This window comes from Martelella alba (genome assembly GCF_005217455.1).
GTDB lineage: Bacteria > Pseudomonadota > Gammaproteobacteria > Enterobacterales > Enterobacteriaceae > Acerihabitans.
Genome location: NZ_SZPQ01000036.1, coordinates 35,682 through 50,717, shown reverse-complemented (window position 1 = coordinate 50,717; position 15,036 = coordinate 35,682). Strand labels below are relative to the sequence as shown.

Genomic DNA, 15,036 nt, shown 5'->3' with positions numbered 1-15,036 from the left:
GTGCGGTAGTTCAGTCGGTTAGAATACCGGCCTGTCACGCCGGGGGTCGCGGGTTCGAGTCCCGTCCGCACCGCCACCCTATTTAGGGGCGTAGTTCAATTGGTAGAGCACCGGTCTCCAAAACCGGGTGTTGGGAGTTCGAGTCTCTCCGCCCCTGCCATACAAATATAAGGCCCTTCGCTTTGGCGAAGGGCTTTTTTGTTTGTGCGCCTTGACGGGCGCTGTCTCTTGACCGTGGTAGTCAAGGGGCGGCTTGGAGGCGCAAGTCCTCTGCACACCCGGCAAGGGGAAGTGCTAGCCGAACGGCAAGGGTGCTGAAACACGTACGGCGAAATCTGGGCAAACGAAAGCGGAACACCCGTTGTCAATCGAGGCGGTGATAACACGCAGCAACTTGATGCTGGCCTATCAGCGGGTAGTTGAGAACAAAGGCGTGGCGAGGGTAGATAACCTGGACATCAGCGAACTCAAAAACTGGCTGAAACGGCACTGGCCGACGGTGAAGGCGGCCTGAGTGAAGAAAGGGCATGAATATCGGCGACGAACCAGCGCGGTCCTTGGTGGAACGCGGGGGCAAGTCATATGAATCAAACGCTGCCGAAGAAAGTCTTTGATCGCGTAGGCTTGATATCACTGGTAAAGTTGCACCGGCAGTTCCAGAGTTGTAAATGAATCGCCGTATACGGAACCGTACGTACGGTGGTATGAGAGGACGGCGGAAGAAATCCCGCCTCCTACCCAATTGTTCATTCGTCAATGTCTGGCCAGTGAATATCAGCGCCCGAAAATAGGCTATGTGATAGGTAAAATAGGCGAAGAAATAGAGAAGTCGAAATTAAGAAATAGGAAAATCATAGCAAGTCATTAACCTCACATTAACATTGATTCCCCCTTTCCCGGGTTACGCCAACTGCCCTTACTCATCGTTTTTCATCAATGTCTTGTCCTTGCAATGACTACGGCTTGCTTATAAAGCCAATTCTAACTCATTGATTATAGGGTATAATCATGACGTTTCAGGAGGGGGATATTCCAGCGGTTATATAAGCGGGGTCATCCAATCCATCCGGCAACAATATTTATTACTTTTCTTCGCTATCCATTCGTGAAGCGTTGTCATTTTTTCGATATACTTGTCATAAATTGTATTCCAGTCAGTAAGAGAGACATTCTGCCTCTCAGTGGAAGCCGTCATCGGTGGTGAAAACACGATTAGGGCGAATGTGAGGCTGACTTGCCGCTGCGGTATAACTTGAATTATTCAGTGTATGAATAATCTAATGTGGAAATAATAAAAACAAAGTATAAATTTTAATAAAAATGGGAGCATTTGCGGGTTAAGTGATCAATGAATGTCACGAGAGCAGTACAGTCCATATAAAAAACGGTTTAGACCATTGCCATCCTGTCGAGATATTATTGAACCTCGTTATAAAGTAAAAAAAGGAAATAGACTATCTTTTCTTGGATCGACAGAATAGCTAATTTTTACATGCTAAGGTTCGTTAAATGCCATCATATTGGTATGCTTTCTTGCGTAATCATCTATAATTCAATCCACTACGGTTATCTTTGATAAACCGATCATCGCTGATTTGTCCATCTGAATAAAACGGGTCACATATCCTGGAAATAAATATTTCTCGAAAATGTGATGTAGTACGAGATTAAAAGTTAATTTTTTGTTTAGCTTTAAAGCTGTTAATTGCGTATCAGTAACCATGTGCCTAATAATTCAGAGGATGATGACTATGTGGAAGCGTTTACTTTTAGGAACTGCTATTGCTATGGCGATGTCCTCCACGGTATTCGCAGCGCCCCTGATCGTGGGTTTTTCTCAGGTCGGTTCCGAATCCGGTTGGCGATCAGCGGAAACTACAGTGGCGAAAAGAGAGGCCCAGCAACGGGGAATCACGTTAAAGATCGCCGACGGACAACAAAAGCAGGAAAACCAGATCAAAGCGGTTCGCTCATTCATTGCCCAGGGCGTTAATGCCATTTTTATCGCCCCAGTGGTACAGACTGGCTGGGAACCGGTGCTAGAGGAAGCCAAGAGAGCCAAAATTCCGGTATTCTTGCTGGACCGGGCTATTACAGTTAAAGATAAATCCCTTTATCTCTCCGTCGTCACTGCCGATAACGTTTTGGAAGGCAAGCTGATAGGCGATTGGTTGGTGAAAACCCTCAATGGTAAACCCTGCAATGTCGTGGAATTGCAAGGTACGGTCGGCGCCAGCGTGGCTATCGATCGTAAAAAAGGATTTGCCGAAGCGATAGCGAACTCGCCGAATATCAAGATTATTCGCTCGCAGTCCGGTGATTTCACCCGTAGTGGCGGCAAACAAGTTATGGAAAGTTTCATCAAAGCGGAAAACAATGGCAAAAATATTTGTATGGTATTCGCCCATAACGACGATATGGCTATCGGTGCCATACAGGCTATCAAAGAAGCCGGCCTCAAGCCGGGCAAAGATATCCTGACTGGCTCGATTGACGGTGTCCCGGATATTTATAAGGCCATGCTGGCAGGTGAGGCCAATGCCAATGTCGAATTGACACCGAATATGGCCGGGCCCGCTTTCGATGCGCTGGATAAATACCTCAAAGATGGCACCAAGCCGCCTAAGATTATCAGGACGGAAAGTCGGCTCTATTTACCCGCCGATGCTCAAGCGCAGTTGGATAAGAAGAGCGGCATGGGTTATTAGTCGCCACTGCGCGAACAATAGCCACTAGCCTCGGGAAGTGGCGAGACCGAAAGTTCGGCGCGAGGACAAGCGCCGGACGCGCCAGCAAAACATCGGTTATCGCCTTTCCCGGTTATGGATTGTCGCGGCATCGCGCCCTTATGCTCAGGCCCGAGCCGCGAAACCCGGTTGTTGTGTTATTGAGCCGCGCGAGGGTACCGGCTCCATAAGAGGGATTTATCGGAAGTGTGTATTCGGCTTTCCGGCCGGATTGTTGTATGGCCAATTGCTGCATATCAGAACGCCTTTTTCCGGTTACGTATTAGGAGCAGATAACGTGAGCATTGACGAAAACCCAAATGACGTATTGCTTTCCATTACCGGTCTAAGTAAAAGTTTTCCCGGGGTCAAAGCGTTAAATGATGTGTCGTTAAGCCTGCGGCGAGGTGAGATCATGGCGCTGCTGGGCGAAAATGGCGCCGGAAAATCGACCTTGATCAAAGCGCTGACAGGTGTTTACCAGCCTGATAGCGGATCCATCATTCTCGATGGGCGGGAGATACATCCAAAAAATACCGCGCATGCCCAGTCCCTGGGTATTGGTACCGTCTATCAGGAAGTCAATCTGTTGCCGAATATGCCGGTGGCCGACAATTTGTTCATAGGCCGGGAGCCGCGTCGTTTTGGTTTTATCGAACGGAAAAAAATGAATCGGCGGGCTCAGGATCTGCTGGCCGGTTACGGATTTTCCCTGGACGTAACGGAGCCGCTCGGCCATTTTTCCGTCGCCATGCAACAGGTGGTGGCAATTTGCCGGGCAGTGGATCTTTCCGCGAAAGTTTTGATCCTCGACGAACCCACCGCCAGTCTGGATACCCACGAAGTGGAAATGCTGTTCGGCATCATGCGGCAACTGCGTGAGAGGGGTATTAGCCTGATTTTTATCACTCACTTTCTCGATCAGGTATACACCATTTCCGACAGAATCACGGTTCTGCGCAACGGCGCCTTTGTCGGCACCCGGGTGACCCATGAGCTACCCCATATCGAACTGGTCAAAATGATGTTGGGCAGGGAACTGGACGATAGCGCCTTGCAACGAGCCGGCCGCACGTTGCTCAATGATAAGCCGGTGGTATCCTTTGAGGGATACGGCAAGAAAAATACCATACAACCTTTTGATCTGGATGTACGACCTGGCGAAATCGTGGGATTGGCTGGTTTGCTGGGATCGGGCCGAACGGAAACCGCCGAGGTGATTTTCGGTATCCGCCCGGCGGATACCGGTGTTGCGCGCATCAAGGGCAAAAAGCAGGCGATACGTTCGCCCAGCAAGGCTTCGCGCCTGGGGCTGGGATTTTGCCCGGAAGATCGTAAAACCGACGGTATTATCGCCGCCGCCTCGGTAAGGGAGAACATCATTCTTGCCTTGCAAGCCCAGCGGGGCTGGCTGCGTCCCATTTCCCGCAAGGAGCAGAACAATATCGCCGAGCGTTTTATCCGGCAATTGGGGATTCGCACCCCGAGTGTGGAGCAGCCTATTGAATATCTGTCCGGCGGCAACCAACAAAAGGTGTTATTGTCTCGCTGGCTGTTGACCAAGCCGCAATTCTTGATTCTTGATGAACCTACCCGCGGTATCGACGTCGGCGCGCACGCCGAAATCATCCGTCTGATCGAAACCTTATGCGCCGATGGCCTCGCGCTGGTGGTCATCTCTTCGGAACTAGAAGAACTGGTGGGTTACGCCGATCGGGTAATCATCTTGCGGGACCGCAAACATACGGCCGCCATCCCCCTCGAAAAGTTATCCGTCAGCGCCATCATGAATGCGATTGCCGCTTAAGGAGTGAGATGTCATGTCTGGTCAAACGCCTTCCCTTGCCAAACCGGCCGCCGTTAAGCGCTGGTCGGGCGCAGGAATGCCGCAACTGGCGGCGCTGGTGGTGGTGCTGCTGGTTGATTTCATCGTCGCCAATAACTTTTTCTCCATACATATCCAGGACGGGCGCCTGTTCGGCAGCGTCATTGATATCATGAACCGTTGCGCGCCGGTGGCGTTGCTGTCCATCGGTATGACGCTGGTTATCGCCACCGGCGGCATCGACCTTTCGGTGGGGGCGGTGATGGCGATTGCCGGGGCTGCCGCCGCCGCGCTCACCGTGCACGGGTACAGCTTGCCGACGGTCATCGCCGCCACGATAGGCGTCGGTATTCTCTCCGGGCTTTGGAACGGGATATTGGTGGCGATACTGAAAATACAACCCATTGTCGCCACATTGATACTGATGGTGGCGGGGAGGGGTATCGCCCAATTGATTACCGCGGGTCAAATCGTCACGTTCGACAACCCCTCGCTGGCCTGGATCGGCAGTGGCGCCTGGCTCTATTTCCCCGTACCGGTATTTATCACGCTATTTGCTTTATTGGCGGTTTGGCTGTTGACGCGAAAGACCGCCTTGGGATTGTTTATCGAAGCGGTGGGCATCAATATCCGCGCGGCCAAAAACGCCGGCGTCAAAACCCGTCTTATCGTGATGTCCACCTATGTTGTCAGCGGCATTTGCGCCGCCATCGCCGGATTAATCGTGACTGCGGATATCCGGGGCGCGGACGCCAACAATGCGGGTTTATATCTGGAAATGGATGCCATCCTGGCGGTGGTGATCGGCGGAGGTTCCTTGATGGGCGGCCGATTCAATCTTTTCCTATCCGTACTGGGCGCATTGATTATACAGGGAATGAACACCGGTATTTTGCTGTCCGGGTTCCAACCGGAACTCAACCTGGTGGTGAAAGCCGTTGTCGTCATGTGCGTACTGGTCATCCAATCGCCCAGTTTCATCGCTTTTCTCGGCAGGAGGCGCCGCCATGTTTAAACGTAATCTTCCGCTGATGATTACCTTCGCGGTATTTATTGTCGGCTACCTCTTCTGTCTCAGTCGCTTCCCCGGCTTCGCTTCCACCCGGGTGATATGCAATATTCTGACGGATAATGCTTTTCTCGGCATTATCGCGGTAGGGATGACGTTTGTCATTCTCTCCGGCGGTATCGATCTCTCCGTGGGTTCGGTTATCGCCTTTACCGGTGTATTCCTGGCGCGGGCCATTGGCGATTGGCATATTTCCCCGTTGATCGCTTTTCCGTTGATATTGGCAATGGGCTGTGGTTTCGGCGCTTTTATGGGGTGGCTGGTGGATGCCCTAAAGATTCCCGCGTTCATCATCACCTTGGCGGGGATGTTTTTCTTGCGCGGCACCAGTTTTTTGGTATCGGAAGAATCATTGCCCATTAATCATCCCATCTACGAGACCTTATCAGGCTTGTCCTGGCAAATGCCCGGCGGCGGGGAGCTTAGCGTCCTGGGCGTGATCATGCTGATTGTGGTGGCCTTCGGCATCATTTTGTCTCGTTATACCCGATTCGGCAGCCAGGTCTACGCCATCGGCGGCAATGCTATGGCGGCCAATCTGATGGGCATATCCACGCGCAGCACCACCATCCGTATTTACATGCTGTCCACTGGGCTGTCTACGCTGGCCGGTATCGTTTTCTCCATATACACCTCCGCGGGCTATGCTCTGGCGGGCGTGGGCGTTGAACTGGATGCCATCGCATCGGTGGTGATAGGCGGTACGCTGTTGACCGGCGGCGTAGGCACCGTGTTGGGTACATTGTTCGGTGTAATGATTCAAGGGTTGATTCAAACTTATATCAACTTCGACGGGACGTTAAGTTCCTGGTGGACCAAAATCGTCATCGGCATTCTCTTATTTGTGTTTATCGGGCTCCAGCGTTTACTGACCTCGGTGTGGGAAGGGCAGCAAAATGCCAGGGTGACCAATATTCCCCCAACGGCGGAAAAACTCTCCGGCGCCTAGGTTTGTCGGGATGGAGGATAAAAGAGGCGATTAGGCGAACCGCGATGAAGAGTCGCGGATATAACAGCCTAGAAACGGTTTTAACGCATTTTTAACCCCCAAACGGGGAGAACTATGCCTTGCGTTGAAAAACGACGTGGCGGGGTTCAGGGGATTTCAGAAAACAGGCGTTTTAAGTAAGTGGCGGATCATAGAACGCTGATCGCTGTTTTGCAGCCAAACCGCATACAGGGGGCGAAGCAGTGGCGGCACGTCGGCGACGAGACGGAGTTCGGGGTAGTCCTCGGCCCATTGGCTGGGCAAAAAGGCGCACGCGCCGGTGGAAGGCAGTAAGCGGCGGGCCAGGTGCGCCGAGGTGGTGCTCAGCGCCGGCGTCGAATGATTCATCAGCAAGCGGTTCTCGTGGATATGAAAATCGGCGCCCCATTCCAGCCGCAGATAGGGCCGTTCCTCTTCCACCGGTTCGGCGGCGGTAAATAGCGAAAGCGAAAAGTTACCCAGCAGCTGACAGGTTAGCTCTTCCATCTTGGGCGCTTCGGTGGTGATGAGCAAATCCAACTGCCTTTCGTGCAACTGGCTTACCAGCGAGTGCCGCAAGGCGATGCGGGCCTCCACCTGTAGCGCGTCGCGTTGCTGGTAGAGCCGCTCGACCCAGGGGCCGAGCCAGGCCTCCCAAAGCGCGGCTGTTGCGCCGATGGACAACAGGTTGTGTTGCAAGGAACGCGTGACGTCTTGTTTGGCCAATTGCCAGGTGGACATCAGGTTTTCTGCGTAAGGCAGCAGGCTTTCGCCGGCCGGCGTCAGGCGGATATTGTTGCGATGGCGGGTAAAAAGGCTTACGCCCAGTTGGTTCTCCAACTGGCGGATACGGAAGCTGACCGCTGATTGCGTCAGGTAGAGCGCTTCCGCAGCGCGGCCGAAGTGTTTGGTTCGGCTGACTTCTAAAAAGGTTTTCAGTAATTCCGTATCCACGTTCCATCTCCAAAAAATTTTATCGTGACGATTTAAATGTTTTGTTTTACAGAAAGTCAAGCCTATCTAATACTCCGCGCCATAAACAGTACGGCTTATGAAAGGATGGGGAGCGCTTAAGATGGCGGACAGCTTTTCTACTACCAATCGTTATTTTGATAACAAAAATTATCCACGCGGGTTTTCCCGGCATGGTCATTTCACCATTCGGGAGGCGCAATTACTGGAACGCTACGGTCATGCCTACAACGATCTGGATAGCGGTAAACGCGCACCTGTGACCGACGAAGAAAAACAGTTCGTCGCGGTATGCCATGGCGAGCGTGAACCCGCCACGGAGCATGAAAAAGTTTGGTTCAAATATATTGAGCATATCCGCCGGCCTAAGCGGTTTCATACGTTATCCGGTGGAAAACCGCAAATGGACGTGCTGGAAGATTATACCGACAGCGAAGATTGACGGCGAGGCGGGGGGGCGGCCCCTTATTGTTCCAATTGCCGCCAAAGCTGTTGCAGCAGGCGATCCATGCTGCGATAGCTCACAGCTTCCGACAAATGACAACGTTGTATGCCGGATTCACCGGCCAGATCCGCCAGTGTGCGGGCGACCTTCAGGGTCCGGTGCCAGGCGCGCGCCGACAGACCGAGCTTTTCCATCACGCCTTCCAAGAACAACGCGTCAGTTTCTTCCAGACGGCAATGGACCGCTAATTCCCGGTTGGTGAGGTGTGCATTGATTTTTCGGCAGCGATGCCATTGAATTTCCCGCGCCTGTCTCACCCTTTCCCGTACCGCCGAACTGCTTTCGCCATCCGTTGAGGTCCGACCCAACAGGCCGGGCGGCAATAGCGGCACCTCCACCGACATATCGAAACGATCGAGAAAAGGCCCGGATAAACGGTTGAGATAGCGTAAAGCCTGTTGTGGTCCGCCCCGGCTGTGGACGCCTTGCACATCGCCGGTGGGGCTGGGGTTCATCGCACCCAGCAACTGGAACCTCGCCGGATAGGCCACTTTGACCTGGGCGCGGGAGATATTGATCTCTCCCGTTTCCAGCGGTTCCCGCAACGCATCCAGCACTCCCCGTTGGAATTCGGGCAATTCATCGAGAAACAGCACGCCATTATGGGCCAGGGACGCCTCGCCTGGGCGAGGCCAGGCGCCACCGCCTATCAATGCCGCCGGGGTGGCGCTGTGGTGGGGCGTGCGGAAGGGGCGACGCCGCCAGTATCGCCGGGCGTTATCCTGGCCAAGCAAACTGGCGACGGCGGCGGTTTCAATGGCCTCATCGTCGCTCAAGGGGGGGAGAATACCGGGCAACCGGCCGGCCAGCATGGTTTTACCCGTGCCCGGCGGTCCGAGCAACAGCAGATTATGGCCGCCGGCGGCGGCGATCTCCAGCGCGCGCTTGGCCTGATGTTGACCGATGATATCCCGCAAATCCGCCTCGTCCGGTTCGGGCGGCGGCGCGGCGCAATCGGCCGCGGCGGGAAGTTGCGATGCCCCTTGCAGGAAACGGCAGACATCCCGCAGGCTGGCCGCCAACCATACCTGACTTTCGGCGACCAGCATCGCTTCGGGGCCGTTGTGTTCGGGCAACACGAGTGACCGTTGCGCCCGTTTCGCCTCCAGCGCGGCGGGAATAATCCCTTGTACCGGACGTATCTCGCCGGACAGCGCCAGTTCGCCGAGGAACTCGAGGCCCGACAGTGAATGCGGAGGGATTTGCCGCGATGCCGCCAATACCGCCAGGGCGATGGGCAAATCATAACGGCCGCCCTCTTTGGGCAGGTCAGCCGGCGCCAGATTGACGGTAATGCGCCGGGCGGGGAAATCGAAACCATTATTGAGCAAAGCGCTGCGTACCCGGTCTCGGGCGCCTTTGGCCGGCGCATCGGGCAATCCGACCAGGGTAAATCCGGGCAGACCCTTGCTGATGTGGGCCTCAACGATGATCAGCGGCGCCTCAATGCCGATGGAAGAGCGGGTATAAACAAACGCCAGCGACATAAAGACTCCGAAAAAACGTTGATGCCGACATTGTGCCTTAACGCCGCCGGGAGGACCCGGTAATCACCCTGGCTTGCGGCGCCGCTCGTAAAGAAAATTTCGGCAATGCGGCGGGGACAATCCGGGATGCGGGCTGATACGCAAAAGCACGGTCATGATGATGACGAGATGGAGCGGCGGTCAAATCAGCCGGCAGAGTGAAAAAAATTCATGAGATATCAAATTATTGAATATGCTTATATTTATTCCGGTTTTATGCCGCGCCCCGCGGCGGCGGCGGGAAAAAACAGTTGTCAGCACGCCCCTGACTGTGATAACTCTGTAGCCATTCATACGACACAAAGTATTATTGAAAACCTATTTATGAAAGCCCTAACCCAAGTGATTAGCCTAGTCGTGATTAGCGTGGTGGTGATTATTATCCCACCGTGCGGGGCAGCACTTGGACGAAGAACGGCTTAGCGAACAAGCTTAATTCTCAAGAAACCCCCGCAACGAAGCGGGGGTTTTTTTTGCATCCTATATTGTCGAGCTGGCGGAAAAACCAAAAATGCAAGAGGAACAGAAAATGAACATTAGCATAAAATCCTGTTCCTGCCCTACACAGGCGGGGAAGTCAATATGAATGGGGCCCAGTGGGTAGTGCAAGCGCTGCGCGCACAAGGTGTGGACATGGTCTTCGGTTATCCCGGCGGCGCTATAATGCCGGTATACGATGCGCTATATGATGGCGGAGTGGAACATGTGCTTTGCCGTCATGAGCAAGGCGCGGCCATGGCGGCAATTGGCTACGCACGGGCCACCGGTAAGGTCGGGGTGTGCATCGCCACGTCCGGTCCCGGCGCCACCAATCTGATAACCGGCCTGGCGGACGCGCTTATGGATTCGGTGCCGCTGGTGGCGATTACCGGGCAGGTCGGCTCGTCGTTCATTGGCACCGACGCCTTTCAGGAAATCGATGTGTTGGGGTTATCCCTGGCCTGCACCAAGCACAGCTTTCTGGTGGAATCGCTTGATGAACTGCCCGCCGTTATGGCCGAAGCGTTCACCATCGCCGCCGGCGGTCGGCCAGGACCGGTGCTTATCGATATTCCCAAAGATATTCAACTGGCTTGTGGCGATCTTAATCCACATCTGGTGAGTGTGAGCGGCGAGGACGGCATTATCGACGGCGATCTTGACGCGGCGCGCGCGCTGCTGGCCCAGGCCGACAAACCGATGCTGTACATCGGCGGCGGCGTGGGGATAGCGCGGGCGGTGCCGGCGCTGCGGGCGTTCATCGACCAAACCGGTATGCCTTGTGTCGCGACTCTCAAGGGCCTGGGCGCGCCGGATCCGGATTACCCCTGTTATCTGGGCATGTTGGGCATGCATGGCAATCAGGCGGCCAATCTGGCAGTACAAGGCTGCGATTTACTGATGGCGGTGGGGGCGCGTTTCGATGATCGCGTCACCGGCCGATTGAATGCTTTCGCCCCTAACGCCAAGGTTATCCATTTAGATATCGACCCGGCGGAACTGGGGAAATTACGACAGCCGCATGTGGCGCTGCGCGGCGATCTGAATCTGTTGTTGCCCGCCCTGGCGCGGCCGCTGTCCATTCAGGCATGGCGTACCGAAACCCAGGCGCTTAAAGCGGAGTACCTGTGGCGATACGATCATCCGGGCGAAGCGATTTATGCCCCGGCGCTGCTTAATACCCTGTCGCGGCGGGCGCCGGCCGATATGGTCGTTACCACCGATGTCGGTCAGCACCAGATGTGGGCGGCCCAGCATATGCGCTTTAGCCGGCCGGAGAATTTCATCACTTCCAGCGGTCTGGGCACCATGGGATTCGGTATCCCGGCCGCGGTCGGCGCTCAGATAGCGCGTCCGCAAGATACCGTGGTCTGTATCTCCGGCGACGGTTCGTTCATGATGAACGTTCAGGAATTGACCACCATCAAACGAAAACGGCTGCCCTTAAAGATCGTTTTGCTGGATAACCAGCGATTAGGCATGGTTCGACAGTGGCAGCAATTGTTTTTCGATGCGCGTTACAGTGAAACCATTCTTTCCGATAACCCCAATTTTCTTGTCCTGGCCAGCGCGTTTGATATCCCCGGCCAACGCATCACCCGTAAAGACCAGATCGATGCCGCCCTGGAAACGATGTTTTCTCAGCAGGGGCCTTACCTGTTACATGTCTCCATCGACGAACACGAAAATGTCTGGCCCCTGGTGCCTCCCGGCGCCGGTAATGAAACCATGTTGGAGAAATCATCATGATGCAGCATCAGCTTTCCATTGAAGCGCGTTTTCGGCCTGAATTGCTGGAACGCGTACTGCGGGTGGTCCGCCACCGCGGATTCCGGGTTTGCGCGTTGAATATGGCGCCGCGAATCAATGAGGACAACATAAATATTCAATTGACCGTTGCAAGCCAGCGGCCGGTCGATTTACTGTCTTCGCAATTAACTAAACTTATGGATGTCGCCGCTGTCGAGATCCAGCAATTGACAACACAACAAATACGCGCCTGAGGCACGATAAAGGAAAAAGAAAATGACAACGAACAAAGCTGATTATATCTGGTTCAACGGCGAAATGGTTCCGTGGGGCGAGGCCAAAGTCCATGTAATGTCCCATGCGTTGCATTATGGATCATCAGTCTTCGAAGGCGTGCGTTGTTACGATTCGCATAAAGGGCCGGTGGTGTTCCGTCATCGCGAACACATGCGCCGCCTGCACGATTCCGCCAAGATCTACCGTATGCCGGTCAGCTTCACTGTTGATGAGTTGATGAGCGCCACCCGGGCGGTGGTGAAAAAGAACAATCTGGTCAGCGCCTATATCCGGCCGCTGATATTTGTAGGCGATGTCGGCATGGGTGTGAACCCGCCGCCGGATTACAACACCGATGTCATCATCGCCGCCTTCCCTTGGGGGGCGTATTTGGGCGAGGACGCATTGGATCAGGGTATCGATGCCATGGTGTCCTCCTGGCATCGGGTGGCGGCCAATACCATTCCCACGGCGGCCAAAGCCGGGGGCAACTACCTGTCATCAATGCTGGTGGGCAGTGAAGCCCGCCGCCATGGTTACCAGGAAGGTCTCGCTCTGGATGTGCACGGTTATGTTTCCGAAGGCGCCGGCGAAAATCTGTTTGAGGTCAAAGACGGGATCCTGTTTACCCCGCCGTTCACTTCCTCGGCGCTGCCGGGCATAACCCGCGACGCTATCATCAAGCTGGCGAAAACGCTGGGAATAGAAGTGCGCGAGCAGGTGTTGTCTCGCGAATCGCTGTATTTGGCCGACGAAGTCTTTTTGTCCGGCACCGCCGCTGAAATCACTCCCGTGCGCAGCGTCGATAAGATCCAAGTCGGCATTGGGCGTTGCGGCCCGGTAACCAAACGTTTGCAACAGGCTTTCTTCGGCCTGTTTACCGGTGAGACCGAAGATAAATGGGGCTGGCTGGATCCGGTCAACGACTAACGGTCCCACAATAACAAGAATGTCCCGGGCGCGGGCGGCTTACCGTCGCAAGACCAAGCGTCCGTCCGGGCGTTGAGAGGCGGAGCGCGGCAGACACAGATATCCCGCTCGAATTCGGCCGATCCGCCGCCCGGCCCAAAGAATAACTGGAGTATTGAGCATGCCCAAGTACCGTTCCGCGACCACCACCCACGGTCGCAATATGGCTGGCGCCCGCGCATTATGGCGCGCCACCGGTATGACCGACGATGATTTCGGCAAACCGATTATCGCCGTGGTGAATTCGTTCACCCAATTCGTGCCTGGCCATGTCCACCTGCGCGATCTGGGCAAACTGGTCGCCGAACAGATCGAAGCCGCCGGCGGCGTGGCGAAGGAATTCAACACGATCGCCGTTGATGACGGGATTGCCATGGGGCATGGCGGCATGCTCTACTCGCTGCCCTCCCGCGAGCTGATCGCCGACTCGGTGGAATATATGGTCAACGCCCATTGCGCCGACGCCATGGTCTGTATTTCCAATTGCGATAAAATCACCCCCGGTATGCTGATGGCGGCGTTGCGATTGAACATTCCGGCGATTTTCGTCTCCGGCGGTCCGATGGAGGCCGGCAAAACCAAGTTGTCGGACAAAATCATTAAATTGGACCTGATAGACGCCATGATGCAAGGCGCCAATCCGAAGGTTTCCGATGAGGACAGCAACCAGATCGAACGTTCCGCGTGTCCTACCTGCGGTTCCTGTTCGGGCATGTTCACCGCCAATTCCATGAATTGCCTGACCGAGGCCCTTGGCCTGTCACAACCGGGCAATGGTTCGTTGTTGGCCACCCACGCCGATCGCAGGCAATTATTCGTTAATGCCGGCCAACGTATCGTCCATTTGGCCAAACGGTATTACGAGCAAGACGATGAACGCGTATTGCCGCGCGGCATCGCCACTAAAGACGCTTTCGAAAACGCCATGACGCTGGATATCGCCATGGGCGGCTCCACCAATACCGTATTGCATCTCTTGGCGGCGGCGCAGGAAGGCGAGGTGGATTTCACCATGGCGGATATCGACAGGCTGTCGCGTAAGGTGCCCCACCTGTGTAAAGTGGCGCCGAGCACGCAAAAATACCATATGGAAGACGTGCATCGCGCCGGCGGGGTGCTGGGCATCCTTGGCGAACTGGACCGTGTCGGCCTGCTGCATCGCGATGTCCGCAATGTGCTGGGAATGACCTTATCCGAAACCCTGCGCCAGTACGATGTCATGGTGACCGACGATCAGGACGTGAAAAAAATGTATGCCGCCGGCCCGGCGGGGATTCGCACCACGCAGGCGTTTTCCCAGGATTGCCGCTGGCCGTCGCTGGATACCGATCGCCAGGAAGGGTGCATCCGCTCGCGCGAATTCGCCTACAGCCAGGATGGCGGACTGGCGGTGCTTTACGGCAATATCGCCAAAGACGGCTGTATCGTAAAAACCGCGGGTGTCGATAAAAACATTTTGACATTCCGTGGTCCAGCCAAAGTCTATGAAAGCCAGGAAGACGCGTCGGAGGCCATTTTGGGCGGTAAGGTGGTGGCCGGCGACGTGGTGGTTATCCGTCACGAAGGCCCGCGGGGCGGGCCGGGCATGCAGGAAATGCTGTATCCCACCACTTTTTTGAAATCCATGGGGCTGGGTAAAAGCTGCGCGCTTATCACCGACGGCCGCTTTTCCGGCGGCACCTCCGGCCTGTCCATCGGCCATGTTTCACCGGAGGCGGCCAGCGGCGGCCTCATCGGTTTGGTACGTGACGGCGATATTATCGAAATCGATATCCATGCCCGCGCTATCGCGCTGGATGTGCCGGCCGGCGAGCTGGCCGCCCGGCGCGAGGCGGAACTGGCGCGCGGCGAAGAAGCCTGGACGCCGACCGCCCGCCAGCGACCGGTATCCTTTGCCTTGCGGGCCTACGCCATGCTGGCCACCAGCGCCGATAAAGGCGCGGTACGCGATAAGAGCAAGCTGGGGGGCTAA

At 55.2% G+C, this 15,036-nt stretch carries 13 protein-coding genes and 1 tRNA gene; 12 read left to right on the top strand and 2 right to left on the bottom strand.

The features are described from left to right. Window positions 1–84 precede the first annotated feature (84 nt). The 6 genes from FCN80_RS20040 (at window position 85) to yjfF (ending at window position 6,569) form a co-directional block, all read left to right on the top strand. Window positions 85–160, top strand: a tRNA-Trp gene (locus FCN80_RS20040). A 201-nt stretch (window positions 161–361) separates the two neighbouring features. Beyond that, on the top strand, window positions 362–514 hold the full coding sequence (locus FCN80_RS20035) for a hypothetical protein (protein ID WP_230492807.1): 153 nt from the start codon (window positions 362–364) through the stop codon (window positions 512–514). Window positions 515–1,745: 1,231 nt separating this feature from the next. Further along, entirely contained in the window at window positions 1,746–2,708 is a 963-nt protein-coding gene (ytfQ, locus tag FCN80_RS20025; protein WP_373880355.1) for a galactofuranose ABC transporter, galactofuranose-binding protein YtfQ, read from the top strand. Between the two features lie 316 nt (window positions 2,709–3,024). Continuing rightward, window positions 3,025–4,533, top strand: a complete 1,509-nt coding sequence (gene ytfR, locus FCN80_RS20020; RefSeq protein ID WP_230492806.1) for a galactofuranose ABC transporter, ATP-binding protein YtfR — start codon at window positions 3,025–3,027, stop codon at window positions 4,531–4,533. Window positions 4,534–4,546: 13 nt separating this feature from the next. Then, on the top strand, window positions 4,547–5,566 hold the full coding sequence (ytfT, locus tag FCN80_RS20015) for a galactofuranose ABC transporter, ATP-binding protein YtfT (protein ID WP_136992077.1): 1,020 nt from the start codon (window positions 4,547–4,549) through the stop codon (window positions 5,564–5,566). Continuing rightward, window positions 5,559–6,569, top strand: coding sequence for a galactofuranose ABC transporter, permease protein YjfF (gene yjfF / locus FCN80_RS20010; RefSeq protein ID WP_136992075.1), 1,011 nt, complete (start codon window positions 5,559–5,561; stop codon window positions 6,567–6,569). The genes ytfT and yjfF overlap by 8 nt, the downstream gene beginning before the upstream one ends. 156 nt (window positions 6,570–6,725) lie before the next feature. Here yjfF and hdfR read toward each other — a convergent pair whose 3' ends face one another. Continuing rightward, window positions 6,726–7,541 (bottom strand): HTH-type transcriptional regulator HdfR, encoded by an 816-nt coding sequence (gene hdfR, locus FCN80_RS20005; protein WP_136992073.1) that lies wholly within the window; start codon window positions 7,539–7,541, stop codon window positions 6,726–6,728. A 121-nt stretch (window positions 7,542–7,662) separates the two neighbouring features. Between hdfR and FCN80_RS20000 the strand changes: the two genes are divergently transcribed. After that, window positions 7,663–8,001, top strand: a complete 339-nt coding sequence (locus tag FCN80_RS20000; protein WP_136992072.1) for a MaoP family protein — start codon at window positions 7,663–7,665, stop codon at window positions 7,999–8,001. A 23-nt stretch (window positions 8,002–8,024) separates the two neighbouring features. Here the strand turns inward: FCN80_RS20000 and FCN80_RS19995 are convergent, their stop codons facing one another. After that, complete coding sequence (locus FCN80_RS19995; protein WP_136992070.1) at window positions 8,025–9,551, bottom strand: YifB family Mg chelatase-like AAA ATPase; 1,527 nt, start codon at window positions 9,549–9,551, stop codon at window positions 8,025–8,027. Between the two features lie 210 nt (window positions 9,552–9,761). Between FCN80_RS19995 and ilvL the strand changes: the two genes are divergently transcribed. The 5 genes from ilvL (at window position 9,762) to ilvD (ending at window position 15,036) form a co-directional block, all read left to right on the top strand. Next, the gene (gene ilvL / locus FCN80_RS27495) at window positions 9,762–10,013 is read left to right on the top strand and encodes an ilv operon leader peptide (protein ID WP_373880354.1); all 252 of its coding nucleotides are present in this window, start codon (window positions 9,762–9,764) and stop codon (window positions 10,011–10,013) included. Between the two features lie 159 nt (window positions 10,014–10,172). Next, window positions 10,173–11,819 carry an acetolactate synthase 2 catalytic subunit gene (ilvG, locus tag FCN80_RS19985; protein ID WP_136992068.1) on the top strand — a complete coding sequence of 549 codons (1,647 nt, stop codon included), beginning with the start codon at window positions 10,173–10,175 and terminating at the stop codon, window positions 11,817–11,819. Then, window positions 11,816–12,073: an acetolactate synthase 2 small subunit gene (gene ilvM / locus FCN80_RS19980; protein WP_136992066.1), complete on the top strand. Its 258-nt coding sequence runs from the start codon at window positions 11,816–11,818 to the stop codon at window positions 12,071–12,073. Before ilvG ends, ilvM begins: the two co-directional genes overlap by 4 nt. Window positions 12,074–12,095: 22 nt before the next feature. Then, window positions 12,096–13,025 carry a branched-chain amino acid transaminase gene (locus FCN80_RS19975; RefSeq protein WP_136992064.1) on the top strand — a complete coding sequence of 310 codons (930 nt, stop codon included), beginning with the start codon at window positions 12,096–12,098 and terminating at the stop codon, window positions 13,023–13,025. 160 nt (window positions 13,026–13,185) lie between these two features. Further along, the gene (gene ilvD / locus FCN80_RS19970; protein WP_136992063.1) at window positions 13,186–15,036 is read left to right on the top strand and encodes a dihydroxy-acid dehydratase; all 1,851 of its coding nucleotides are present in this window, start codon (window positions 13,186–13,188) and stop codon (window positions 15,034–15,036) included.

What these genes read in the sequence shown, in the direction of transcription:
- ytfQ (WP_373880355.1), top strand. Translation starts at nt 1,746, where the DNA reads ATGACTATGTGGAAGCGTTTACTTTTAGGAACTGCTATTGCTATGGCG.
- ytfT (WP_136992077.1), top strand. Translation starts at nt 4,547, where the DNA reads ATGTCTGGTCAAACGCCTTCCCTTGCCAAACCGGCCGCCGTTAAGCGC.
- yjfF (WP_136992075.1), top strand. Translation starts at nt 5,559, where the DNA reads ATGTTTAAACGTAATCTTCCGCTGATGATTACCTTCGCGGTATTTATT.
- FCN80_RS20000 (WP_136992072.1), top strand. Translation starts at nt 7,663, where the DNA reads ATGGCGGACAGCTTTTCTACTACCAATCGTTATTTTGATAACAAAAAT.
- FCN80_RS19995 (WP_136992070.1), bottom strand. Translation starts at nt 9,551, where the DNA reads ATGTCGCTGGCGTTTGTTTATACCCGCTCTTCCATCGGCATTGAGGCG.
- ilvL (WP_373880354.1), top strand. Translation starts at nt 9,762, where the DNA reads ATGAGATATCAAATTATTGAATATGCTTATATTTATTCCGGTTTTATG.
- ilvG (WP_136992068.1), top strand. Translation starts at nt 10,173, where the DNA reads ATGAATGGGGCCCAGTGGGTAGTGCAAGCGCTGCGCGCACAAGGTGTG.
- ilvM (WP_136992066.1), top strand. Translation starts at nt 11,816, where the DNA reads ATGATGCAGCATCAGCTTTCCATTGAAGCGCGTTTTCGGCCTGAATTG.
- FCN80_RS19975 (WP_136992064.1), top strand. Translation starts at nt 12,096, where the DNA reads ATGACAACGAACAAAGCTGATTATATCTGGTTCAACGGCGAAATGGTT.
- ilvD (WP_136992063.1), top strand. Translation starts at nt 13,186, where the DNA reads ATGCCCAAGTACCGTTCCGCGACCACCACCCACGGTCGCAATATGGCT.